This is a genomic window from Actinoplanes sp. CA-030573 (assembly GCF_050951115.1).
Taxonomy (GTDB): domain Bacteria; phylum Actinomycetota; class Actinomycetes; order Mycobacteriales; family Micromonosporaceae; genus Actinoplanes.
On record NZ_CP192038.1, the window covers coordinates 5,914,720 to 5,938,777 of the forward strand.

Genomic DNA, 24,058 nt, shown 5'->3' on the forward strand with positions numbered 1-24,058 from the left:
TTTCGTCACGCTTGGTTGCATAAACGGACGTCAACCCCTAGGCCGAACGTCCTATTACGACACCACCCGGGCCCGGTTCCCGAGGACCTCGACCACGTCGCCGGGGTGCAGCTGCCGTCCCCGCCGGGTGTCGACCTCGCCGTTGACGATCACGTCGCCCGAGGCGATCAGGACCTTGCCCTCGCCCCCGGTGTCGATGAGATCGGCGAGCTTGAGGAACTGTCCGAGTCTGATCATGTCTCCGCCGATCGGCACATCGCGCATCCGGCCATCATCGCAACCGCCGGAGAAAAAGATGGCGGCGACCTTGAACCATTCGGTTGCCGGATACGAACTACCCCTCGTGAGGCACTTCCACCTGGCCCGCCGAGCGGGCGTACCCGCCGCCGCGGTGGTGATCGGCGTGCTCGCCGCCGCCCCCGCCTTCGCCGACGCCACGGTCTCCCCCACGACCGCCGTCCAGGGCAGCGGTGAGAACCTGACCTTCCACGTCACCAACACCGGTGCCAAGCCGCTGGGCTCGGTCACGCTGCGGCTGCCGGCCGACACGCCGGTCGCCGAGGTCTACCCGCTGTCGGTGGACGACTGGGCGCCGAAGATCGAGATGAAGACCCTGGCCTCGCCGCTGCCCACGATCCACGGCGGCACCCCGGCCACCCAGGCGACCTCCTCGATCACCTGGCTCGCGGTCGGCGGCCACCAGCTGCAGCCGGGCCGGTCGGCCGACCTCTCGGTGGCGATCGGCCCGCTGCCCTCGCTCAGCTCGATGCAGTTCACGATCTCCAGCACGTACGCCGACGGCAGCCCCGGCCCGACCATGCCGCCGGTGCCGCTCGCCCTGACCGCCGGCGCCCCGGGCCAGGCCACGACCGGTCACGACCACGGCGGCACCGCCACCGGCCAGGGCTCCGGCACCGCCTCCGGGGACACGGCCGCCACCGACGCGGAGAACGCGGCCTTCGCCAAGGCGGTCGCCGACGCCACCCGCGGCCCGTCGGTCTGGTCGATCGGCGGCTGGGTCGTGGCGGCGCTGGCGCTGCTGGCCGGCGCGGTCTACTTCCTGCGCGGCCGCCACCGGGCGGAAGAGGACGACGAGCCGGACGACGAGGACGAGATCCAGGCGTCCGGCGCCCGGTCCGCCGATGTCGACGCCGGCGCCGGCGCCGGCGCCGGGGACAAAGAGCCGGTCTCGGCCGGCCACAGCAAGTGGAGCTTCAAGGGATAGCCACAGACTCCCGCGCTGGTGGACGCGGGACGGTGTCGTGATGATGCGCGTGGGGCGCGGAACACGACCGGCGGATGGGGCCAATTGGGCATGGCCCGCGATCCGCGGACGACGGGGCAGGAGAGATTCGCTCTCCTGCCCCGTCGCGCGTCTCCGGAACCTCAGACCGAGACGGTACGGGGTGAGCGGAGCGCCTCGACGATCTCGCGCTCGACCCGCTCGGACTCGTCGTGGGGCACCTGGCAGGTGCCGGCCGCGATGTGGCCGCCGCCGCCGTAGCGCAGCATCACCTCGCCGACGTCGACCGGGGAGGTGCGGTCGAGGATCGACTTGCCGCAGGCGAAGACGGTGTTGAGCTTCTGCCGGCCCCAGATGATGTGCATCGACACCCGGGACTCGGGGAACAGGGCGTACACCATGAACCGGTTGCCGGCGTGGATGACCTCCTCGTCGCGCAGGTCGACCACGACAACATCGCCGTCCAGATGGCTGACCCGCTTGAGCTGCTCGACGAACAGGTCGTGCTGGGCGCGGTAGAGGTCGGCGCGCTCAGCCACGTCCGGCAGGCGGAGGATCTCGTCGACGTCCTGGATCTCCAGGCAGGCGTCGATGAGCTGCATCATCAGCTGGTAGTTGGAGATCCGGAAGTCCCGGAACCGGCCGAGCCCGGTGCGGCTGTCCATCAGGAAGTTCAGCAGCGTCCAGCCCTCGGGGTGCAGGATGTCGTCGAGCGAGTACATGGCCGAGTCGGCCTGGTCGACGGCGCGCATGAGGTCGTCGGAGACGTTGGGGAAGCGCTGCCGGCCCCCGAAGTGCTCGTAGATCACCCGGGCGGCGCTCGGCGCGTCGGCGTCGATCACGTGGTTGGACAGGTTGCCCTCGTTCCGGAGGGTCTCGGAGTGGTGGTGGTCGAAGACCATGTAGGCGCCCGGGGCGTACGGCAGATTGGTGAGAATGTCGTTCTCGGTGACCTCGACCTCGCCGTCCTGCACGTCCTTGGGGTGCACGAACTTGATCTCGTCGATCATGTCGAGGTGCTTGAGCAGCACCGCGCACACCAGGCCGTCGAAGTCGCTCCGGGTTACGAGCCGGTACTTCACGTGTCCCCCTCGAAGTGCAGACTATAAGACCCAGTTTGCCACTTTTGTCGGTGAGGCCCTGCTCGCATCGAGGGATGGATCTGAACGTCCCGTCCGCGCACTGCGTAGTGTCATCCCGGAAGGTCCCGACGGTCGGAGGATTTGGCAGACGATGGACGACGTTCCCCAGCTCATCCAGGAGCGCAGCGCCCCACCAGCCACTCTGGTGATCTTCGGCGCCTCGGGTGACCTGACCAGGCGCAAGCTGCTGCCCGCGGTCGAGTCGCTGGCCCGGCACAACCGGCTGCCGGGCGAGTTCGCGCTGGTGGGCGTGGCCCGCACCCCGATGGCCGACGACGACTTCGCGAACAGCGCGCTGGGTGGCCGCAGCCTGGCCGACAAGCGCCAACTCCAGGGCGGAATCCGGTACGTGTCGGGCGGCTACGACGACCCAGAGACGTACAAGCGCCTGGGTGAGGTGCTGGACGAGCTCGACGCCGCCCGCGGCACCAGCGGCAACCGCCTGTTCTACCTCTCCACCCCGGCCGAGGCGTTCGAGCCGGTGATCAACGGCCTGGCCGGCGCCGGCCTCAACCGCGCGCGCGAGGGCTCGTTCTCCCGCCTGGTCATCGAGAAGCCGTACGGCCGCGACCTGGCCAGCGCCCGCGAGCTCGACGGCATCGTGCACGCCGCGTTCGACGAGCCCCAGGTCTTCCGGATCGACCACTACCTGGGCAAGGACACCGTGCAGAACGTCCTGGCCCTGCGCTTCGCGAACTCGATCTTCCAGCCGATCTGGGACCGCTCCTGGGTCGACCACGTGCAGATCACGGTGGCCGAGACGCTCGGCGTCGGCACCCGCGGCGGCTTCTACGAGCACGCCGGCGCCATGCGCGACATCGTGCAGAACCACGTGCTGCAGGTGCTGGCACTGGCGCTGATGGAGCCGCCGGCCTCGTTCGACGCCGAGGGCCTGCGCAACGAGAAGGTGAAGCTGCTGCAGGCGATCCGGCTGCCCACCAACCGCGACATCGCCGACCTCGCGGTCCGCGGCCAGTACACCCGCGGCGGCACCCGGGAGGACCTGATGGCCGGCTACCGCGAGGAGGTCGGCGTCGATCCCCTGTCGCGCACCGAGACGTACGCGGCAATGAGGTTGAATGTCGACAACTGGCGCTGGGCCGGGGTGCCGTTCTACGTACGCACCGGAAAGCGCCTGCCGGCCCGGGTCACCGAGGTCGCGCTGCAGTTCCAGCGCCCGCCGCACCTGCCGATCCCCCAGGACCAGCTGACCGGTCTCGAGGCCGACGCGCTGATCCTGCGCATCCAGCCGAACGAGGGCATCTCGCTGCGCTTCGGGGCCAAGGTGCCGGGTCACTCGTTCCGGGTGCGCACGGCGAGCATGGATTTCTCGTACGAGCAGACGTTCGCCGAGGAGTCCCCGGAGGCGTACGAGCGCCTGCTGCTGGACGCCCTGCTCGGCGACCCCACGCTGTTCATCCGCACCGACGAGGTCGAACAGTGCTGGCGCATCGTCGACCCGATCATCGAGCACTGGGCCAACGACCAGTCGCCGATCCCCACCTACGAGGCCGCCTCGTGGGGCCCGACCGACGCCGACCGCCTGATCGGCCGTTCCGGCCGCAAGTGGCGTAACAGCATCTGATCACCCTCCGCGCCTCGCGCTCCGTCCGCGAGGCGCGGAGGCCGCTTGATCCCGCCAGCCGGTGCGCGCGCCGCCCTCCACGGCGTTCCCTCGAGCCCCCGGCCGTGCGTGAGCCCGGCCCGCGGCGCTCCTCGAACCCGCCAGCCCTGCGCGCGACGTCCTCCCGGCGCGCCCTCGAACCCGCCAGCCCTGCGCGCGACATCATCCCGGCGCGCCCTCGAACCCGCCGGCCCTGCGCGCGACGGCCTCCGCGGAGATCCCGAAGCGTGCGCCGCGCCTGGTCCCGCCGGCGCCGAGCCCTCGTGCGCGCGCCCTTTGCTCTGCTCACCTATACGCGCACCGCGAATAGATATACACCCACCACGAGTCGGTATCCGCGGCGCGCGTATTGGTGAGCAGAGCGACGCGCGCATGGGTGAGCAGAGCGACCCGCACGCATAGGTGAGCAGAGCGACCCGCACGCATAGGTGAGCAGAGCGACCCGCGCGCATGGGTGAGCAGAGCAAAGGGCGGCGGAGCGGCTCAGTCGGCGCGGGCCAGGGACTCGGCGGCTATCTCCATCAGGAGGGCGGTCTGGGCGGAGACGTTCCCGGTGGGGGCGACCGGGAACGGCTCCGGGTCTTCGCAGCGGTCGAGCAGGAGCTCGACCAGGGCGGCGCGGTTGACGATGTCGTCGGCGGTGATCGCGCCGGGGAGGATGCGGATCTCCACGGTGTCGCGCACGGGGCGGTCGGTCAGCAGCTGGGTGAGGTTGACGTCGAAGTACTTGGTCAGCTCGCCCTCGTCGGCGGCCTTGCGCAGCGAGTCGCGGTCCGGTGCGGCGGCGGAGGCGGCGGCTACCAGCGCGGGCGGCAACGGGGCCAGGCGGCGGCAGGCGGGGTTGGTCTGCAGCAACGCGCGCAGCGGCTCGCGCCAGTGCGCGAACAGCAGCACGACGTTGGCCAGGGCGCGCGGCGAGCGGAACGGGGCGCCGTCCAGATGCAGGTGGACGGCGGCCTCGTGGGGCACGGTGAAGCCCAGCTCGCGGGCCGGCTCGAGCAGTTCCTCGAGGGCGGCGGCGTGGTTCTCCGCCAGCGGCGGGGTGACGATCTCGCAGGGGCGCTCGCGCTCGGCGCCCTGGGGGGAGGCCAGGGCGATGGTGGCGCCGGACGGGTCGTCCAGGCGCCACACGTCGGCGACCAGCTCGGGGTGGACCCCCCACAGGTCGGCTACCGGGTCGAGCACGCCCGCAAGGGGCGCGCCGGGGTCGCAGCGGGCGGCCAGCAGCGAGAGCAGGCGCGGGTCGTCGCTGAGGATGCGGTACCAGCCGGGCGGGGCGGGCGTGCGCGGCTCGAGGCCGTCGAGCAGCGTGATGTCGTCGACCAGGGTGCACAGCGGGGAGCCGTCGGCGCGCAGCACCTCGAAGCCCTGGGTCAGATGCAGGAACCGTCCCAGGCCCGGGACCAGGGACGGTTCGCTGTCGGAGTGCCAGACCGGGCGGATCCGGCCGCCGACGCGGCCGGCCAGGTCGTAGGCGAGGCTGCGCCGGCTGCGGCCCGGTGGGGCCATCAGCTCGATCTCGAAGCCGATACGCCGGCGCAGGCGCGGGGTCACGGCTGGATCGGCAGCGTCTGACCGGCGAGGATGCGCTTGCCGCCCTCGACCTTGGCGGCCCAGGCGTCCTTCAGGTGCCAGATCTTCTGGAGCTTGACGGCGTCGGCGACGTCGTAGCCCTTGGCGAAGAAGGTCTCGGCCCGCTTGTTCTCCAGGGCGGCCGCCACGTTGGCCGGCTTCGGCTTGACCGGCAGCGTCTGGTGGGCGAGCAGCTTCTTACCGCCCTTGATCTTGGCGTCGAACGGGTCGGACAGGTGCCAGATCTTGGCCAGCTTCTCCGCCTCGTCCCAGGTGTAGCCGGCGTTGAAGAAGGCGTCGAGCTGCTTCTGGTTCTTGGTGATCTCGTCCGGCGGGGTGGCGGTCGAGTCGTCGTTCGGCGTGGCCGCGAACGGCAGCTGCTCGCCGGCCAGCAGGCGCAGGCCGGCCTCGGCCTTGACCTTGGCCGGGACGGCGTTGACGTGCCACAGGGCGGCCAGCTTCACAGCGTCGTCGTAGTCGTAGCCGGCGTTGAAGTACGCGTCCAGGCCCTTCTGGAAGTCCTCGGGGCTCAGCGACGGGATCGTCGACGGCGCGGCGGACGTGGGGACGGCGCCGGCCGGGAACGTGGTCGTGGACGTGTTGCGGGCGTTGCCGGGCAGGAAATTGGGGAGCGACACCACCCCGGCGACCGCGATCGCGGCCAGCGCCGAACCGCCGGCCACCTGAAGGCTCCGGCGGCGGCGCTTGTATTTCGTGGACAGCTCCTGAACGCGCGCGAAGACGGCCGCGGCGTCGGGGGCCTCGTTCTCGTGGGTCTCAAAAACCTCGCGCAGCTGGTCTGCGTGCTCGGTCACGACTTCTCCTCGGCATGGATCCGTTCCTGCCGCTCCGAGAGGCGGAGCGTCCTGAGAGCCCTCGAGGCATGGCTGCGCACCGTGGCCGGGGCGCAGCCGAGCAGATCCGCGATCTGGTCGTCGTCGAGCTGCTCGTAGTAGCGCAGCACGAGCACCGCACGCTGCTTGCGGCCCAGCGTCGACAACCGGGCCCACAACGCGTCGGCCTCGACCACCCCGTCGGCGTGGTCGCCCACACCGCCACGGGCGTCGTCCAGGTCGGTGAGACGCTCCCCCACGGCCTGCACGTTCCGGAACTGCCAGCTGCGCCGCCACGACAGATACTCGTTGAGCACCATGCGCCGCACGTACGCCTCGGGCGAGTCCGATCCGCTGATCCGCCGCCATCGGACCTGGGCCCGGGCCAGCACCTCCTGGACGACGTCCTGAGCGAGATCACGGTCGCCGGTGAGGACGACCGCGTACCGCAGGAGACTGTTGAGCCGGGCCATCGCGAATTCCTCGAAGGTCACGTCCCCTAAGACGGCTCGCGGGCGCGGTTTGTGCAGTCCCATGCGAAAGAAATCTACGCGGCGCCGGTTCCCCGGCGCGCGGTCAGCGTCGCAAGCGCCTGAGCTGCGTGTTCCTGCATGTTGGTCTCGGAGTGGATCACGTCGAGGACGGTCCGGTCGGTGTCGATCACGAAGGTCATCCGCTTGGTGCTGAGCGGGCCGAGCGGCAGCTTGCGCTTCACGCCCAGGCTCGCGGCGACCGTGCTGTCCGGGTCGCTCAGCAACGGGTAGTCGAAGCCGTTGAGCTCGGCCCACTGCTTCTGCTTGGCCGGCTTGTCCCGGCTGATGCCGACCCGCTGGGCGCCGGCCTCGCGGAACTCGGCGGCCAGATCGCGGAAGGTGCACGCCTCGGCGGTGCAGCCACTGCTCATCGCCGCCGGGTAGAAGAACAGCACGACCGGGCCGCCGGCCAGGAACTCGCTGAGCCGTCGCGGCACGCCGTCCTGGTCGGGGAGCTCGAAGTCCTCGATCACGTCACCCTTGTTTGCCATGTCAAGCAAGCTACCCGGTCCTACCGGCCGGTAACAGTGGCGGCGCTCATCCCTGCGGGATGAACCGGTCCGAGCGGGCCTGGGCAAGTCTGGCCCTCTGCGTCCCGGCGGGGGGAGGACAGATGGCAAGCTCCGACACGGCCACCGCCGAGGTGACCGCGCCCCAGCGCCTCACGTTCATGACCATGACCGCGATGGTGGTCGGGTCGATGGTCGGGGCCGGCGTGTTCTCGCTGCCGAGGCGCTTCGCCCAGGAGACGGGCGTGGCCGGGGCGATCATCGCCTGGGTCATCGCCGGGACCGGCATGCTCATGCTGGCGTTCGTCTTCCAGTACCTGGCGGTGCGCCGTCCCGATCTGGATGCGGGCGTCTACGCGTACGCGAAAGCCGGTTTTGGGGAGTATCTGGGGTTTTTCTCGGCCTTCGGCTACTGGGCCAGCGCCTGCGTGGGGAACGTGACCTACTGGGTGCTGATCATGAGCACCGTCGGCGCGATCGCCCCGGCGCTGGGCGAGGGCGACACGCTGCTGTCGGTGGCGCTCTCCACGGTGTGCGTCTGGGTCTTCTTCTTCCTGGTGCAGCGCGGGGTGAAGGACGCGGCCGTGGTCAACCGGATCGTGACGATCGCCAAGCTCGTGCCGATCATCGTGTTCGTCTTCCTGGCGCTGTTCGCGCTCGACCCGAAGGTGTTCGCCGACAACTTCACCGGCAACGCCGACGTCGGCTCGCTCTTCGACCAGGTGCGCGGGACCATGCTGGTCACCGTCTTCGTGTTCCTCGGCGTCGAGGGCGCGAGCGTCTACTCCCGGCACGCCGAGCGGCGCGAGGACGTCGGGCGGGCGACCGTGCTGGGCTTCCTCAGCGTCTTCGCGATCTTCGCCTCGGTCACCATCGTCTCGTACGGCATCCTGCCCTACGACCAGATCGCCCAGCTGCGGCAACCGTCGATGGGCGGTGTGCTCGAGGCCGCGTACGGCACCTGGGGCAACGTCTTCGTGAGCGTCGGCCTGATCGTCTCGGTGCTCGGCGCGTACCTGGCCTGGACCCTGATGGCGGCCGAGGTGCTCTACGTGGCGGCCAAGGACCGGGACATGCCGAGGTTCCTGGCGGTCACCCGGCACGGGGACGTGCCCTACAACTCCCTGCTGCTGACCACGATCCTGATCCAGATCGTCCTGGTCGTCACCTACTTCTCCGAGGACGCGTTCAACTTCGCGCTCGACCTGACCAGCGCGCTGACCCTGATCCCGTTCCTGCTGGCGGCCGGCTACGCGCTGCGGCTGGCCCGCGGCCGGTACCTGGCGATCGCGGGGCTGGCCACCGCGTACACCCTCTTCCTGCTGTTCGCCGCGGGCCTGAAGTTCGTCCTCGTGTCCTTCATCATCTACGCCCCCGCGACCGTGCTGTTCGTGATGGCCCGGCGCGAGCAGGGCCGGCGGGTGTTCAGCCCGCGCGAGCTCGTCATCCTGGTCGTCTCCGTGGCCGGCGCGATCGCCGGGATCGTGGCGCTGGCCGCGGGCTGGATCTCCATCTGATCAGTGAGAGGAAGCACTATGCCTACGCACGGCGTGTACTCCGAGGTCGGCGTCCTGCGGAAGGTCCTGGTCTGCGCGCCGGGCCTGGCCCACCGCCGGCTCACCCCGACCAACGCGGACGACCTGCTCTTCGACGACGTCCTGTGGGTGGAGAACGCCCAGCGCGACCACGCCGACTTCGTCAACAAGCTGCGCCAGCGCGACGTCGAGGTGCTGGAGCTGCACGAGGTGCTGGCCCAGACGATGGCGATCCCGGCCGCGAAACAGTGGCTGCTCGACCGCAAGATCGTGCCGAACGAGGTCGGTCTCGGCCTGGTCGACGACACCCGCGGCTTCCTGGAGACGCTGGAGCCGCGGAAGCTGGCCGAGTTCCTGATCGGCGGCCTCGCCACCTCCGACCTGCCCGGCGACTTCCGGTCCGGGTACGTGTCGCTGGCCCGCGAGTCGACCGGCGCGCGCGAGTACCTGATGCCGCCGCTGCCGAACACGCTCTACACCCGCGACACGACGTGCTGGCTGTACGGCGGGCTGACGCTCAACCCGCTGTACTGGCCGGCCCGGCATGACGAGACGTTGTTGATGAAGGCGATCTACCGCTTCCACCAGGACTTCCAGGGCTCGACGATCTGGTGGGGCGACCCGGAGAAGGAGTGGGGCGCGGCGACCTTCGAGGGCGGCGACGTGATGCCGGTCGGCAACGGCGTCGTGCTGGTCGGCATGAGCGAGCGCACCTCCCGGCAGGCGATCACGCAGGTGGCGGCGGCGCTGTTCGAGCAGGGCGCGGCCGAGCGGGTGATCGTGGCCGGCATGCCGAAGCTGCGCGCGGCGATGCACCTGGACACGGTCTTCACCTTCGCCGACATCGACGTGGTGACGCTCTACCCGGCGATCGTCGACGGGATCCACGCGTTCTCGCTGCTGCCCGGCGAGCGCGGCGCCGTCGACGTCATCGACCACGACACCACGCCGTTCGTCGAGGTGGTCGCCGAGTCGCTCGGGCTCAAGGAGCTGCGGGTCATCGGAACCGGGGGCGACGTGTACGCGTCGGAGCGCCAGCAGTGGGACAGCGGGAACAACGCGGTGGCGGTCTCCCCCGGGGTCGTCTTCACCTACGACCGGAACACGTTGACCAACACGCTGCTGCGCAAGGCCGGCATCGAGGTGATCACGATCGTCGGGGCCGAGCTCGGCCGGGGCCGCGGCGGCGGGCACTGCATGACCTGCCCGATCAGCCGCGACGCCGTCACTTTCTAGATTAAACCATGTCGATCAGGTACGAGGCATTGGCGCTCTTCCTGGCGCTGGTGGGCCTCTACAGCCCCGTCGCGGCGCTGTCGTCCTACCTGCCGGTGGTGCGCCCGTTCGACCACGGCCGGCAGATGCGCCTGGCGATCGGTCTCGTGCTCAACGTCGCGGTCTTCGTGCTGGCCGCGATCTGGATCGGCGACCCCTTGCTGGAGCTGCTGGGCATCAGCCCGGCGGCGCTGACGGCCACCGGTGGCATCGCGCTGATCTTCGCCTCGGTGCCGATGATGCGGGGCACGGCCGCGGACGTCGAGGAGGAGGTCGCTCCCGCCGCGTCGGCGCCGGCGCCTCCGGTTGCCGACAAAAGGAATGTTCTGTTCACGCCGATCACGTTCCCGCTGACGGTGGGCGGGGCGACGTTCGCCATCTCGGCGGCGGCCTCGGCCGATGTCGGCGACAACCACGGCCGGCTGCTGCTGTCGATCGCGGCCGTGGCGTACGGGCTGGTGACCGGGGTGACGCTCTACGCCGCCGGCCATGTCGAACGCCGGATCTCGCCCGCCGCGAGCAAGTTCCTCGACCGGATCGCCGGGATCCTGCTCACCGCCATCGCCGTGATCCTGCTGAGCAACGGGTTCACCGACCTGGTGCTCGCCCGCGCCGGAAGGGGCTGAGATGACCAGCACGCCCGAGCCCGCCCCAGTCGGCGGCGCACCCGTGCCGCCTGCCAGCGCTCCCCCGGCCGCCGGCACCCCCTCGCCCGCGGGCACCCCCTCGCCCGCCGGCGCCGCCTCGCCCGCCGGCGCCGCCTCGCCCGGCTCGCGGCACTCCGCCGGGACGCTTGTCGCCGCCGGCGTGATCGTCGCGCTGGTCGCGGGACTGGCCGGCGGGCTCATCGGGCATGCGGCGGCCGACACCGGAGGCTCGGCGTCGGCGGCCAGTGGCGGGGCGGCCGCGTGCGTGGCGACCACGATCGCGGACGAGGTGCTGCCCTCGGTGGTGACGGTCGGCGTCTCCACCGGGGCCGGCGCCGGGAACGGCAGCGGCGAGGTCATCCGGGACGACGGGTACATCCTCACCAACGACCACGTGATCTCGCCGGCCGGCGCCTCCGGGGCGATCGAGGTGCTGTTCAGCGGCGGGCAGTCGGCGCCCGCGCGGATCGTCGGGCGGGCGCCCCGCGTGGACCTCGCGGTGCTCAAGACCGAGCTGCCGGCCGGCGTGCCGACGATCGGGATCGGCACGTCGTCGGCGCTGCGGGTGGGGCAGCCGGTGGTGGCGCTCGGCGCGCCGCTCGGGCTCTCCGGCACGGTGACCAGCGGCATCGTCAGCGCGCTCGGGCGGGACGTGCCGGTGCCGGCCGACGACGGCGTCACCGCGGTGCTACCGGGCGCGGTGCAGACCGACGCGGCCATCAACCCCGGCAACTCGGGCGGGGCGCTCGTCGACTGCGCCGGCGACCTGGTCGGGGTGAACACCGCGATCGCCACGGTGCCGAACGCGGCGGGCCAGGCCGGGGGCGGCAGCGTGGGCATCGGCTTCGCGATCCCGGTCGACGTGGCCACGGTGGTCGCCGATCAGCTGATCACGCATGGGTCGTACACGCCGCCGTCCTTGGGTCTGGAGACCGCGCCGGTCCCGCCCGCCGTCGCCCAGCGGTTCGGGGTGCCGGCCGGGATGTACGTGCGCGCCGTCGATCCGGGCGGGCCGGCCGGGAAGGCCGGGCTGCGCGAGGGCGACATCATCACCGGGATCGAGGGCCGGCAGATGAGCGGGCCGGAGACCAAGTTCCTCGCCACCGTCGGCCGCAAGCCCGGTGACCAGGTACGCGTCGAGTACACCCGGGACGGCAAACAGGCGACGACGACGGTGACGCTGGCGTAGGGAAGATCCACCGGGCGCGCTCGCGAGGCGGGGTCGATAGGCTGTTCGGCACCCCCGCTCTCCACCGAAAGCGACATCGCCATGCAGGTCTCGGTCGCGCACCACCCGCCGAACACGGCCGTGCTGGTGCTGCGCGGTTCCCTCGACATCGACACCGCTCCCTCGCTCAAGGCGAACCTCAACCGGCTCGTCGAACGACCCAGCCCCCACGTCGTGGTGGACGTGTCGGGCCTCGACTTCTGCGATTCGATGGGGGTCGGCGTGCTGGTCACCGCGCACGGGCGGGCCACCGAGAGGGGCGGCTGGGTCCGGCTGGCCGCGCCGAGCGGCTTCCTGCGCCGGCTGTTCGACACGCTGGGGCTGACGGAGTATCTGGCGTTGTTCCCGGACGTGGCGACCGCCCTCAAGGACTGAGCGCGGTGGATGTCGCGCGGTTGTTCGCCGCCGATCTCGTCGAGGACCAGCTACGCGCCGGCCTCGTCGAACGACGGTGGCTGCGGGACCGGGTGGAATCCGCCCTGGCCGGCGACGAATGCCGCTGCCTCCTGCTGACCGCACGACCGGGCTGGGGCAAGACCGCGTTCGCGGCCTGGTTCGTGGATCGGCACGCCGGCAGTCTGCGCTACTTCATCCGGCGCGACAGCCGGCAGCCGCTCAACTCGGGCGGGGCGCGGGCCTTCCTGACCGCGATCGGGCATCAGCTGGCCGCCCGGCGGCCGGAGCTGTTCACCTCCGGCGTCGAGATCGACGTCCGGCAGACGGCCGGCCGGGTGGACGAGACCGGCGAGATGGTCGGCGCCCGGATCGGTGAGCTGGTCGCGTCGCCGTTCCGGACCGTCGCGCTCCGGGTGGTGCAGGACACGACCGGCGTGTCCGGCCGGGTGGTCGGGGTGGACCTCGAACGCGTCGTCGGCGACGAGCGGCTCATCCCGCTGCCCGACCTGCAGGACCTGGCCCTCCTCGACCCGGCGCACGAGCTGGCCGCGCGGGACCCGGGTGCGCGCATCGTCATCGTCGTCGACGGGCTCGACGAGCTGCGCCATCAGCTGCCCACCGAGACCGTCCTGGACTGGCTCGCCGCGGTGAACGAGCTGCCGGCGAACGTGCGCCTGGTGCTGACCTCCCGGCCGGACGACGTGCTGCTCGACCCGCTCCGCCGACGGCAGCAGCGGTGGTTGCGAGAGCTGCCCCTCGACGACGTGGTCGAGGACGTCGACGCCGACCTCACCGCGTACGCGAGCCGCATCTTCGCTCGTCCGGCCGTCGAGCGGCTCCTGGCCCGCGGCCGGCACGATGCCGCCGCCGCGGTGCGGCAGGTCGTCCCGGCCGCCGCCGGCAACTTCCTCTACCTGCGCACGGTGCTCGACGCCATCGAGCAGGCGGCGACGGAGCCCGGCGCCGCCCGGCGGGTCGAGGAGCTGCTCTCCCCCGGGCGGCTGCCGCACGAGCTGGACGAGCTCTACGCCCTCCTGCTCACGTTGCTCCGCCACGAGGTCGGCGGTGAGCACCTCTCCGTCCCCGGCGACCGGCTCGGCGAGGACGTGCTCGTTCCGGCGTGGGAGGCGCTCTACCGTCCCGTCCTGGGCATGCTGGCCACGGCGCGGGAACCGGTTTCCCCGGCGGAGATCAGGATCTTGGCAGGCATACGGGGCGACGACGGTACGACGACGTCCGCCATCGGCCGGATGCGGCCCTTCCTCCTGCGACAGGACGGCCGGTACCGGCTGTTCCACGCGACCATGCAAGCGTTCCTGACCAGCGACGACACGGCCCGCGAGCACCCGGACCTGGCGGTGCCCCGGGCTGACTGGCAGGCGCGGGTGGCCGGGAACGCCCTGCGCCGGCACCAGCCGGACTGGACGTCCACGGTCGACGGCTACACCCTGGCCCACGTCGTGGCCCACCTGAGTGACGCTCTTCGCTCCGGCGACGAGCCCGAGCCCGGCCGGCAGCGGCGGCTGACCGCCGCGCTGATCGACCTGCTGACCTCGGTGGAGTTCATCGCGCAGAAGGTGACCCGGCTCGGAGTCGACGAGTTGCTCGCCGATCTGCGGGACGGTCGCTCGGTCGTCTCGTCACCCCGGATCGACGACGTCGAACGACTCTGCGCGCTGGAGGCCCATCACCTCCGGCGGGCAGCCGGGGCCGGGAGCGGGATGTCGGCGATACAGCAGCTGCACCTGCGGGCCGGGGCGCTGGGCGTGACGTGGCTGCGGGAGGAGATCGACCGGGCGCGGGCCGGGCACGCGGGCCTCTTCCTGCACCGGGTCTGGGACCGGCGCGCCGCGTCCCCGGATCTGCGCCTGACGATGATCGGGCACACCGGGTGGGTCACCGGCACGGCGCTCAGCGCGGACGGTCGGACCCTGGTGACCACCTCCTCCGATCGCACGGCGCGGCTGTGGCGGACGGCGACCGGGCGGAACGTGCGGAGCCTGCGGCACGACGCCGAGTTCGGCTGTGCCGCCGTCGATGCCGCCGGTCGATGGGCGGTGCTCGGCGACGAGACCGGCCGGATCACGTGGTGGGACCTGGACTCCGGTGAGTCCCGGGTCCTGCCCGTGCGGCATCGGGATCGCGTCGTGGCCGTCGCGATCGTCCTCGACGGCCGGCACGCGGTCAGCGGCAGCCGCGACGGAACCCTGCGCCTGTGGGCCGTCGCCACCGGTGACGTCCGGGGCGAGGCCGACGGGCTGGGACCGATCCGCGACGTGGTGGGCGGTCGCTCGGCGTCCCGGGTCGCGGTGGCCGACGGTGGGCCGCTGGCCGTGTGGGATCTGCCGACCGGTGCACTCCGGCGCCTCGACGAGCCCGGCGCCGGCATCACGGCGCTGGCCGTCACGGCCGACGGCGGGCGGGTGGTCTCCGGCTCGCAGGGCGGCCTCGGCGAGGTCTGGTCGGTGGACCCACCGGCCAAGGTCGGCGAGTTCGCCGGTCCACCGAACACCGACGACGTCGCGGTCACGCCGGACGGTCGTCATGCCGTGGTCGTGGCCGGTGCGGCCGGACACGTCATCGACATCGCCGCGGACCGCGCGGCGCAGCGTCTCGACGGCCACGCGGTCACCGTCTTCGCCGTCGACGTGTCCGGCGACGGCGCGACGGTGGTGACCGGCGGCCAGGACCGCACGGTGAAAGTCTGGAGCCTTCGGCCGGGACCGGCGGCGCCGGACCCGCCCATGGCGCACAGCCGGCGGGTGAGCGCGGTGGCCCGCACCCCCGCCGGCGACCGGGTGCTGTCGGTCGCGCAGGACTGGACCCTGCGGATCTGGGATGCCGGTGGCACGCTGCTGCACACCTGCCCGCACCAGGGCTGGGCGCAGAGCCTCGCGCTGTCCGCGGACGGCCGGTATGCCATCACCGGCTCCCTCGGCCAGCTCTACGTCTGGGACGTCGATGACGGGCGGCTGGCCTTCCGGCGGCCGGTGCCGGGGGTGGACGGCATCCGATGCCTGGCCGCGGCGCCCGACCACAGGTCGTTCTGGATGGGCGCCGAGGACGGCCGCGTCTACCAGCTGCTGGACGGCGACTGGACGCCGCGCGGCCCGTTGACCGGGCACACCGACGCCGTCAACACGCTGGCGCTGTCGCCGGCCGGCGGCATGCTCGCCTCGGCGTCACAGGACGGGACGGTGCGGATCTGGGACCTGAACACGTTCGAGCACCGGGTCGCCGCGCACGACGTGCCCGTCTTCGCCGTCTGTTTCACCGGTGACGGCGACCTGGTCGCCTCCGGTGGGGACGACGGCGTGATCCGCTTCTGGTCCGCGGCCTCGGGCGACGACGCCGGGCACATCGAGGCGCACGACGGCTGGGTTCTCGGCCTGGCACCGGGTCCCGGCGGAGGTCGTCTGCTCTCCGTCTCCGAGGACGGGACGCTGGCGATCTGGGACCTCGCCACGCGCCGGCTGCGGTCGAGGGTCGGGCTCGAGACCGTCCTCTGGTGTCTCAGCCCGATCGCGGAGGACATGCGGCTCGCGGTCGGCGATCTCGGCGGTGGCGTGCAGCTGCTGCGCATCGAGGACCGGTGAGGACGACGAGGTGGCCGCCCCCGACCGGGAGCGGCCACCCGGGATCGCACGATCGGTCTAGCTGGTCAGGCCCCACACCACGCGGCCGAGGGTGTCCTCGGTGCCGGTGAAGCCCTCGGACGGGAGGAACTGGCTGTCGCCGAAGTCGACGTCCGCGTCGTCGGCGGTGCCGCCGATGCCGTCGGGGCCGACGCCGAAGAGGGTGGCGAAGCCGGTGCCGCCGGCGTCCATCAGGTTGGCCTGGGTGTCCTGGTTGTCGGTGTGGAAGTTGCCGAAGAAGTGCCCGGCCTCGTGCGAGATCACGTTGCTCAGCGCCTGGCCGAGGAACTTGATGCGGTCGCTGGAGGAGGTCAGGTACGTGTTGAGCGACGCCTCGGAGTCGCCGGCCGGCGCGCTCAGGACGTCGAGCAGCACCAGCGCGGTCTCGGAGGTCTCGAAGTTACCGGGGTCGATGCTCTGGGCGATGCCGATGGTGTCGACACCGGACTCGTCGATCGTGCCGCCCACGATGATCCGGCTCGTGTTGGCGTTGCCCCACGGGTCGGCGTCGTCCTTGCTGTTCTTGATCTTCAGCTTGAACTTGGTGTTGAGGCCGCTGGCGACCAGGTCCTTCTTCAGGTTCTCGGTGACGCCGGCGGTGACGGCGTCGATCAGCGCGTCCTCGTCGGCCCGGGTGAGGCCCCAGTTGGCCAGGAACGCCGCGAACGGGCTGAGGTCGCGCTGGCCGGAACCGCCGAAGATGCCGGTGTTGACCCGCTCGCCGTCGAAGTCGAGGAACAGCGTCTGGTTCGGCGTCCTGCCCTGCAGGGCGGGACGGTAGGCCTCGACCGTGATGTCGTACGCGCCGGAGCCCGCCTCGACCGCGACGTAGTGCCAGCCGGCCTTGGTCGCCACGTAGTCGGTCACCGCGTTGCCACCGCCGGGCAGCGGCGAGGCCATCGGGTAGATGAACGAGGCGTCCTGCTCGGAGCCGTGCACCTCGCGCGGGGCGGTGTCGTAGACGGTCAGGTAGGACGGCGAGCCCTTCACCGAGGCGCCGAGCACGTCGCCGGGCCTGAGCTTGACCGCGAAGAAGTCCTGGTCGACGCCGCCCGAGGTCAGGATCAGCGTGTACGGGCCTTCGGTCGGCGGGGTCGGGTCGCCGATCCCGCCGCCGGAACCGGAGTCGAACGGGTCGGCGGGCAGGCCGCTGTACGCGGCGACGGCCAGGTAGAAGTCGCCGCCGGCGGTCACCTTGTACGTGATCTGGCTGTCCAGCCCGGTGAAGTCGTCGTTGACGGCGAGCAGCGTGCCGTCCGGGGCGAACAGCTCGAGCACGGTGTCGAGCGGCCCGGTCGGGGTGGCCGTGGTCAGCTTGAGCACCTTGCCGGCCACCGCACTGATCTTGTAGAAGTCGAAGTCGTTGCTGCCGTCGCCGGTGGTGTGGCCGTGCGGCCCGTCGCCGATCTGTGCGTTGATCACCGCGCCGTTGCGGATGTCGCCGATGCCGGTGTCGCCGGCCAGCGGGATCGAGCCGTTGTCCTCGGCCGGGGCCGGGACGCTGGGCGTGCTGACCGCCTCGTTGTCGAGGCTGCCGAGCACCCGGATCTTGGAGTACTGGCCGGAGCCGGTGCCGAACCCGGTCACGCGCTGGGCGTTGGCCGGGGTGTCGTTGCCGCCGTAGGTGCCGTCGATCTCGTCCTCGTCGACGACGACGGCCGGCGTGGCGGCGGCGGCCTTCGACGAGGACGAGAGCGCTTTCAACCGGGCCGCCGACCTGGCCGCCGACTGGGCCTTCATGTAGTTCGCCCAGCCCGCGTAGTCGACCTTCGAGGCGTCCGGCACGTCGGCCAGGAACGGGTTCGGCCCCTTGGGCTTCGTCCCGTACGGCGCCTTGGGCGCGACGCCGACCCCGGCGGCCAGCGAGGCCTTGTCGGCCGGGCTGAGCCCGCCGTCCCTGGTGGGTGTGCCTGCGGTGGGAGCGGCGTGCGCGGCGCCCGGCGCGATCAGCGCCAGGCCCAGCACGGCCGCGGAGATGGTTGCGATGCTCCGTCGCATCAGGGGTCCCCCTTCGGCTCATCCGGACCCCCCGGTCACGGATGGTAGAAGGGACGTTACTCACGACGAACGTCAATATCTAGAGTTGTCGATATGCCGTAACAATCCGCTTACGCCGCCTGCACACGCTCCAGCGCGGCGACCGCGGCACCCCGGGCGCCGGCCATGTCGAGGTCGGCGCAGAGCGCGAAGCCGGACGCCGCCTGCTGCTCCTGCCGCAGCTGGGTGTGCTCCCGCACGGAGTTGAGGAACCACTGCCGGAAGCGCGGCGCGGCCTCCACCACACCACCACCGAGCAGGTACGCGTCGGGGTCGGTGAAGTTGGCGGCGATGGTGAACAGCTTTCCGATCGCCTTGGCCTGCTGCCCGAACACCGCGAGCGCCAGCGGGTCCTCCTTCTCGCCGTAGCCGCGCAGCAGCTTGGCCGCCTTGCCGATCGGCTCGGCGGCGAGCGGGTGGTCCGGGAACTTCGCGAGCCAGTACGGCAACAGGTTGTTCTTGATGCCGGTCAGCGAGGCGATGCTCTCGACGTCACCCTCGAAGCCGCAGTTGCAGACCGGCACCGGCTGGTCGTCCTCGAGCACGCCGTGCAGGGGGATCTGCACGTGGCCGAGCTCGCCCGCCATCCCGGCCGCGCCGCTGACGACCCTGCCCTTCTCCACGACTCCCCCGCCGAGCCCGGTGCCGACGATCGCGGCGACCGACGAGCGGTTCATCGCCTGGTCGCCGAAGTGACGGTGATGCGCGTACAGGGCCGCGGCGTTGGCGTCGTTGTTGTAGATGACCGGCAGGCCGAGCTTGGCCTCCAGGGCGCCGCGGATGTCGAAGCCGTGCCAGGAGACCTGGTTGAAGTTGGTCGAGCCCTTCGACGAGATCACCCCGGTGGCGCTGGCCGGGCCGGGCGTGTCCAGGCCGACGGCGCGCACCAGCGTGAGCGGCGTGCTGGTCAGCTCGATGATGTTGTGGAAGGCCTCGGCCAGGGCCTCGACCGCGGACTCGGGGCCGTCCTGCACGAGGCTCGGATTCTCCACCAGGTGATCGACGAGGAACTGTCCCGTGGCGTCGAGGACGGTGGCGTTGTTGCAGGTGCCGCCGTTGTCGAGGCCGACGACTACCCAGGAGGCGGGGGTGCGTACCGGTTCTGACTGATCCACATGGGTGAGCGTACGTCCGGTTCCGCCTCGGGTGATACGGGTGCGAGCGGATTGCGGCTCGGTTAGTCACGGTTGCAGCGGCGACGCGTCCCGGCGTACGGGTCGAACGGTCAGGCATGACGACGACGCGCCGTACGCTCCTGGCCGCCGCTGGTGCCGCCACCGCCTCCGCCGCCGGTCTGCTCGCCGCCGCCCCGGCCGAGGCCGCCCCGGCCGCCGCGCTCGACCCGGCCACGCTGGTCGCCGCCGACCCGATCGCGCACCTGCTGCGCCGCGCCACCTTCGGGCCGACCCCGGCGACCCTGGCCGAGGCGACCAAGCTCGGCGTCACCGGCTGGCTCGACCGGCAGCTGAACCCGGCCGCGATCGACGACGCGCGGGTCGAGTCGCTGCTCACCCGGCTGCCCCTGGCCACCGCGCCGATCGCCACCGTGCGGTCGGCGATCAAGGTGCACTCGTACGAGGCGTTCGGCCAGCTCGGCCGCTCGGTCGTGGCCCGCGCCGCGTGGAGCAACCGCCAGCTGTTCGAGGTCGTCGCCCAGTTCTGGGGCAACCTGCTGCACATCACCGCGCCGTCCAGCGGCGTGTGGGACAGCCGGCCCGACTACGAGGCCCAGGTGATCCGCAAGCACACGTTCGGGAAGTTCGCCGACATGCTCAAGGCGTCGGTCAAGCACCCGGCGATGCTCACCTACCTCGACAACCGCTCCTCGACCAAGACCCACCCGAACGAGAACTACGCCCGCGAGCTCATGGAGCTGCACACGGTCGGCCTGGTCTACGGCGAGGACGACGTGAAGCAGGCGGCCCGGCTGCTCACCGGCCTGACCGTGACCAAGGCCGGCGCGTACGCGTACGACCCCGCGAAGCACGCCACCGGCGCGGTGAAGGTCCTCGGCTTCACCCACCCCAACGCCTCGCCCGCCGACGGCGAAGCCGGCGCGATGGCGCTCGCCGACCACCTGGCCCGGCACCCGGCCACCGCCCAGCGGATCGCCGCCCGGCTGTGCCAGCGGTTCGTGGCCGACGAGCCGCCGGCCTCGCTGGTGACCCGCCTGGCCAAGATCTACCTGGACAACGACACCGCGATCGTGCCGGTGCTGCGGGCGCTGTTCACCTCGGCCGAGTTCGGTGCCGCCCGCGCTCAGAAGACCCGCACCCCGTTCGAGGACATGATCGCCACCGTGCGCGCGCTCGGTCTCGGCCCCGAGACCTCGGGGATCAAGGCGCTCGACGCGCTCTACAACGCGATGGTCGACGCCGGCAACGCGCCGTTCCGGTGGGCCCCGCCGAACGGCTTCCCGGACGTGGCCGCGGCCTGGGCGTCGCCGTCCTCCTTCCTGCTGCGCTGCAACCTGCACCTGAACCTGGCCACCGGCTGGTACCCCAGCCAGCTCACCCGTCCCGCCGATCTGCTGCGGTCGCTCGTTGCGGCGCTGCCGGGCACCTACGGCGCGCTGGTCGACGCGCTCGCCGTACGGCTGACCGGCGCGAAGCTGCCGGCCGCGCACACCGCCGCCGTGCTCAGCGTCGCCGGAAAGCTGCCGACGAGTCCTCTGACCAGCTCCGACAAGTCCCTGGCCGGGAGCGCGCCCTACCTGATCGCGCTCGTTCTCGACTCGCCGACCTTCCAGTTGAGGTGATCATGAAGTTCCCGGGATGTTCCGAGCACGCCGCCATCAGCCGGCGGACGCTTCTGGGTGCCGCCGGCGCCGCCGGAGTGGCCACCAGCCTCGTCTTCGCCGAGCCCGGTCACGCCGAGGGCGGCTACACCGGCGACACCCTGGTCGTGGTCTCGCTGCGTGGCGGCTTCGACGGGCTCTCCGCGATCGCCCCGATCGGCGACACCGACTACTACCGGGCGCGGCCCACCATCGCCCTGCCGAAGTCCCAGGTCATCGCCGGGGACGGCACGTTCGGGCTGCACCCGGCGCTGGCCCCGCTGCTGCCGCTGTGGAAGGCCGGCCAGCTCGCCGCCGTCCACGCGGTCGGCCAGGGCAACCCGACCCGCTCGCACTTCGCGGCGATGGACGCCATGGAGAACGCGGCGCCCGGCACCTCGATCCGCAGCGGCTGGCTCGACCGGATGCTCGGCGTCACCGGCGCCACGGCCCCGCTCGCCGGCGTCTCGATGGGCCACGCCATGCCGGCCCGCCTGTTCGCCGGGCCCACGCCGGCCGTCTCGATGGCCGCGATCGACAAGTTCACGCTGGCCGGGGAATCGGACAAGCGGCCCATCGCCGCCGCGCTCCGCACGATGTACGCGGACGCGCCGATCCTGCAGGCGGGACCGGCCCTGGCCGCCGGCAAGGCGCTGACCGCCAGCGCGTCGATGCGGTCGGCCACGTACCAGGCCGCCAACGGCGCGGCCTATCCCGCCGGCGACCTCGGCGCCGCCCTGCGCGACGTGGCCCGGCTGATCAAGGCCAGGTCCGGCCTGGTGACGGCGGCGGTCGACAGCGGCGACTGGGACATGCACAACGCGCTGGGCACCGCGGCCAAGGGGCAGCGGATGTTCGACAACCTCACCGACCTGGCCGCCGGCCTGGCCGCCTTCGCCGCCGACCTCGGCCCCGAGGCGATGAAGTCGGTGACGGTGCTGACCATCAGCGAGTTCGGCCGGCGGGTGGCCGAGAACGCCTCGCACGGCGCCGACCACGGGCACGGCAACGCGATGCTGCTGCTCGGGGGCGGGATCAAGGGCGGCAAGGTGTACGCGAACTGGCCCGGCCTGTCCCCCGCGGCGCTCCTGGACGGGGACCTCGCGGCCACCACCGACTACCGCTCGGTGATCGGCGAGATCCTCCAGAAGCGGTGCGGCTTCGGGTCGCTCGATCAGGTGTTCCCCGGCGTCAAGCCGTCCACGTTCGGGCTGGCCACCCTCCGTTCATGAACGGCGTTTAGGCTGGCCGGTGATGGAACCAGCGAGTAACCACAGCGTCCTCGACATCGGCGGGGACGGTGGCTTCACGTCGTTGCGGCGCCCGGCCCGGCCCCGGGCCGAGCGCTACGAGCTGGGCCGCTCGCTGCGGGAGCGCGCCCACCGGTCGGATATGGCGTACTGGACGCCGCCCGACGACCGGGCCGACCCGGTCCGGCAGGTGATCGAGCAGAACGCCGGCCGGCAGGAGTGGCTCGTCCCGCTCCGGATCGGCCGGATGGTGTCCTCGCCGTACGCGTTCCTGCGCGGCTCGGCCAACATCATGGCCGACGACTTCGCGGCCCTGCCCGCCACCGGCATCACCCCGGTCATCTGCGGCGACGCCCACCTCGGGAACTTCGGCTTCTACGCCTCGCCCGAGCGGGAGCTGGTCTTCGACCTCAACGACTTCGACGAGGCCCACCCCGGGGCGTGGGAGTGGGACCTGCGCCGGCTCACGGTCAGCGTCTACGTGGCCGGCCGGCAGAACGGGTTCCGCGAGAGCGCCTGCGCCGACGCCGTCCAGCACTGCGTCGCCGAGTACCGGGAGCAGCTCGCCCACCTCGCCGAGCGGCCGCTGCTGGGCCGCTCGTTCGACCGGCTCGACGTCGACCAGCTGCGCTCGGCCGCGTCCCGGGCCAGCTTCCGCGACGAGATCGAGCGGGCCGCCCGGCGCGCCCGGCGGCGGACCAGCGACCGGGCGCTGCCGCGCTTCACCGAGCGGCGGGACGGCACCTTCAAGCTGGTCGAGGAGCCACCGGTGATCACCCGGCCGAGCGAGGCCGAGTGGGAGGCGCTGGCCGAGTCCCTCGACGGCTACCTCAACACACTGCCGCCGCACTGGGCCCGCATCCTCGCCGGCTACCGGATCGTCGACATCGCGCACAAGGTGGTCGGGGTCGGCTCGGTGGGGCTCCGGGCGTACGTGGCGCTCTGCGAGGGCAGCAACCCGGACGATGTGGTGTTCCTCCAGCTCAAGCAGGCCCGCCGGTCGGTGATCGCGGTGCACCAGCACGGCGAGGCGGCGTGGCACCGGCACCAGGGCCAGCGGGTCGTGGAGTATCAGCAGGCGCTGCAGACCGTGAGTGACCCGCTGCTGGGCTGGACCACGGTCGGCGACACCCAGTTCTACGTCCGCCAATTCCGCGACATGAAGGGCGCGATCGTGGTCGAGGACATCGACGCCGACGCGCTCGGCGACTACGCCGGCATCTGCGGGTTCCTGCTGGCGAAATCGCACGCGCGCACGAGCGGCGCCTCCATGATCGCGGGATACATCGGCGGGAGCGACAAGCTCGCGGACTCGTTGTGCCGGTTCGCGCGGGCGTACGCCGATCAGGTCGAGCGGGACCACGCGGCGCTCGTGGGCGCGGTGCGGCGGGGCGTGCTGCCGGCGGAGACGCTCGCGTGAGCGGCATCGTCTCGCTCGCCAGCCTGGTGCTGGCGGAGTTCTGGTCCGAGCGCCATCTGTGCACGCTGACGACATTGCGCAAGGACGGGTCGCCGCACGTGGTGGCGGTCGGCGCCACGCTCGCCGACGGTGTCTGCCGCGTGATCTCGTCGTCCACATCCGCCCACGTCCGGCATATCCGAAATGGCCAATCACGCGTCGCCGTGTGCCAGGTCGATCGGGCGCGCTGGACCACGGTCGAGGGGCTGGCCGTGGTGAAGGACGACCCGGCCTCGGTGCGGCACGCGGAGGAGCTCTACGCGAAGCGCTACCGGACGCCGCGGCCCAACCCGCTGCGCGTGGTCATCGAGATCGGCGTGACGAAGGTTCTCGGCTCGAGCCCGTTCACCGCGTAGCGTCGGCT

The 24,058-nt window shown here is 71.8% G+C and carries 20 protein-coding genes; 12 read left to right on the forward strand and 8 right to left on the reverse strand.

Annotated elements, in window-relative coordinates:
- Nucleotides 1-54: 54 nt before the first annotated feature.
- Nucleotides 55-264, reverse strand: a complete 210-nt coding sequence (locus ACQP2F_RS27435; RefSeq protein WP_433292218.1) for an RNA-binding S4 domain-containing protein — start codon at nucleotides 262-264, stop codon at nucleotides 55-57.
- A gap of 79 nt (nucleotides 265-343) precedes the next feature.
- Between ACQP2F_RS27435 and ACQP2F_RS27440 the strand changes: the two genes are divergently transcribed.
- The gene (locus ACQP2F_RS27440; protein ID WP_433292220.1) at nucleotides 344-1,225 is read left to right on the forward strand and encodes a DUF1775 domain-containing protein; all 882 of its coding nucleotides are present in this window, start codon (nucleotides 344-346) and stop codon (nucleotides 1,223-1,225) included.
- A 161-nt stretch (nucleotides 1,226-1,386) separates the two neighbouring features.
- On the opposite strand, the gene ACQP2F_RS27445 is transcribed toward ACQP2F_RS27440, so the two are convergent.
- Entirely contained in the window at nucleotides 1,387-2,325 is a 939-nt protein-coding gene (locus ACQP2F_RS27445) for an exopolyphosphatase (protein ID WP_433292222.1), read from the reverse strand.
- Nucleotides 2,326-2,476: 151 nt separating this feature from the next.
- Between ACQP2F_RS27445 and zwf the strand changes: the two genes are divergently transcribed.
- Nucleotides 2,477-3,970 (forward strand): glucose-6-phosphate dehydrogenase, encoded by a 1,494-nt coding sequence (gene zwf, locus ACQP2F_RS27450; protein ID WP_433292224.1) that lies wholly within the window; start codon nucleotides 2,477-2,479, stop codon nucleotides 3,968-3,970.
- Between the two features lie 522 nt (nucleotides 3,971-4,492).
- Here zwf and ACQP2F_RS27455 read toward each other — a convergent pair.
- The 4 genes from ACQP2F_RS27455 to ACQP2F_RS27470 are packed head-to-tail and all read right to left on the reverse strand — an operon-like array spanning nucleotide 4,493 to nucleotide 7,438.
- Nucleotides 4,493-5,563 (reverse strand): amidoligase family protein, encoded by a 1,071-nt coding sequence (locus ACQP2F_RS27455; RefSeq protein WP_433292226.1) that lies wholly within the window; start codon nucleotides 5,561-5,563, stop codon nucleotides 4,493-4,495.
- Nucleotides 5,560-6,396, reverse strand: a complete 837-nt coding sequence (locus ACQP2F_RS27460; RefSeq protein ID WP_433292228.1) for a hypothetical protein — start codon at nucleotides 6,394-6,396, stop codon at nucleotides 5,560-5,562. The genes ACQP2F_RS27455 and ACQP2F_RS27460 overlap by 4 nt, the downstream gene beginning before the upstream one ends.
- A complete protein-coding gene (locus ACQP2F_RS27465; RefSeq protein WP_433292230.1) occupies nucleotides 6,393-6,908 on the reverse strand; it encodes a SigE family RNA polymerase sigma factor in 516 nt (171 codons plus the stop codon). Before ACQP2F_RS27465 ends, ACQP2F_RS27460 begins: the two co-directional genes overlap by 4 nt.
- 53 nt (nucleotides 6,909-6,961) lie before the next feature.
- Complete coding sequence (locus ACQP2F_RS27470; RefSeq protein WP_433292232.1) at nucleotides 6,962-7,438, reverse strand: peroxiredoxin; 477 nt, start codon at nucleotides 7,436-7,438, stop codon at nucleotides 6,962-6,964.
- A 122-nt stretch (nucleotides 7,439-7,560) separates the two neighbouring features.
- Here ACQP2F_RS27470 and ACQP2F_RS27475 point away from each other — a divergent pair, with 122 nt between their 5' ends.
- The 6 genes from ACQP2F_RS27475 to ACQP2F_RS27500 all read left to right on the forward strand — a co-directional run bounded on the left by ACQP2F_RS27475 (nucleotide 7,561) and on the right by ACQP2F_RS27500 (nucleotide 16,133).
- Entirely contained in the window at nucleotides 7,561-8,973 is a 1,413-nt protein-coding gene (locus tag ACQP2F_RS27475; RefSeq protein WP_433292234.1) for a basic amino acid/polyamine antiporter, read from the forward strand.
- Between the two features lie 18 nt (nucleotides 8,974-8,991).
- Entirely contained in the window at nucleotides 8,992-10,227 is a 1,236-nt protein-coding gene (locus tag ACQP2F_RS27480) for an arginine deiminase (RefSeq protein ID WP_433292236.1), read from the forward strand.
- Between the two features lie 8 nt (nucleotides 10,228-10,235).
- Nucleotides 10,236-10,892 carry a MarC family protein gene (locus tag ACQP2F_RS27485; RefSeq protein ID WP_433292238.1) on the forward strand — a complete coding sequence of 219 codons (657 nt, stop codon included), beginning with the start codon at nucleotides 10,236-10,238 and terminating at the stop codon, nucleotides 10,890-10,892.
- 1 nt (nucleotide 10,893) lies between these two features.
- Nucleotides 10,894-12,102, forward strand: a complete 1,209-nt coding sequence (locus ACQP2F_RS27490; protein ID WP_433292240.1) for a S1C family serine protease — start codon at nucleotides 10,894-10,896, stop codon at nucleotides 12,100-12,102.
- Nucleotides 12,103-12,183: 81 nt separating this feature from the next.
- Nucleotides 12,184-12,516, forward strand: a complete 333-nt coding sequence (locus ACQP2F_RS27495; protein WP_433292242.1) for an STAS domain-containing protein — start codon at nucleotides 12,184-12,186, stop codon at nucleotides 12,514-12,516.
- Nucleotides 12,517-12,521: 5 nt separating this feature from the next.
- On the forward strand, nucleotides 12,522-16,133 hold the full coding sequence (locus tag ACQP2F_RS27500) for a WD40 repeat domain-containing protein (RefSeq protein ID WP_433292244.1): 3,612 nt from the start codon (nucleotides 12,522-12,524) through the stop codon (nucleotides 16,131-16,133).
- A gap of 57 nt (nucleotides 16,134-16,190) precedes the next feature.
- Here the strand turns inward: ACQP2F_RS27500 and ACQP2F_RS27505 are convergent, their stop codons facing one another.
- Nucleotides 16,191-18,170, reverse strand: coding sequence for a pre-peptidase C-terminal domain-containing protein (locus ACQP2F_RS27505; protein WP_433292245.1), 1,980 nt, complete (start codon nucleotides 18,168-18,170; stop codon nucleotides 16,191-16,193).
- A gap of 110 nt (nucleotides 18,171-18,280) precedes the next feature.
- Nucleotides 18,281-19,324: an ROK family protein gene (locus ACQP2F_RS27510; RefSeq protein ID WP_433292247.1), complete on the reverse strand. Its 1,044-nt coding sequence runs from the start codon at nucleotides 19,322-19,324 to the stop codon at nucleotides 18,281-18,283.
- Nucleotides 19,325-19,440: 116 nt separating this feature from the next.
- Between ACQP2F_RS27510 and ACQP2F_RS27515 the strand changes: the two genes are divergently transcribed.
- The 4 genes from ACQP2F_RS27515 to ACQP2F_RS27530 are packed head-to-tail and all read left to right on the forward strand — an operon-like array spanning nucleotide 19,441 to nucleotide 24,050.
- On the forward strand, nucleotides 19,441-20,967 hold the full coding sequence (locus ACQP2F_RS27515; RefSeq protein ID WP_433292249.1) for a DUF1800 domain-containing protein: 1,527 nt from the start codon (nucleotides 19,441-19,443) through the stop codon (nucleotides 20,965-20,967).
- Between the two features lie 2 nt (nucleotides 20,968-20,969).
- Entirely contained in the window at nucleotides 20,970-22,217 is a 1,248-nt protein-coding gene (locus ACQP2F_RS27520) for a DUF1501 domain-containing protein (RefSeq protein ID WP_433292251.1), read from the forward strand.
- Nucleotides 22,218-22,239: 22 nt separating this feature from the next.
- Nucleotides 22,240-23,655 (forward strand): DUF2252 domain-containing protein, encoded by a 1,416-nt coding sequence (locus ACQP2F_RS27525; RefSeq protein WP_433292253.1) that lies wholly within the window; start codon nucleotides 22,240-22,242, stop codon nucleotides 23,653-23,655.
- Nucleotides 23,652-24,050: a pyridoxamine 5'-phosphate oxidase family protein gene (locus ACQP2F_RS27530; protein WP_433292255.1), complete on the forward strand. Its 399-nt coding sequence runs from the start codon at nucleotides 23,652-23,654 to the stop codon at nucleotides 24,048-24,050. The genes ACQP2F_RS27525 and ACQP2F_RS27530 overlap by 4 nt, the downstream gene beginning before the upstream one ends.
- The last annotated feature ends 8 nt before the right edge of the window (nucleotides 24,051-24,058 follow it).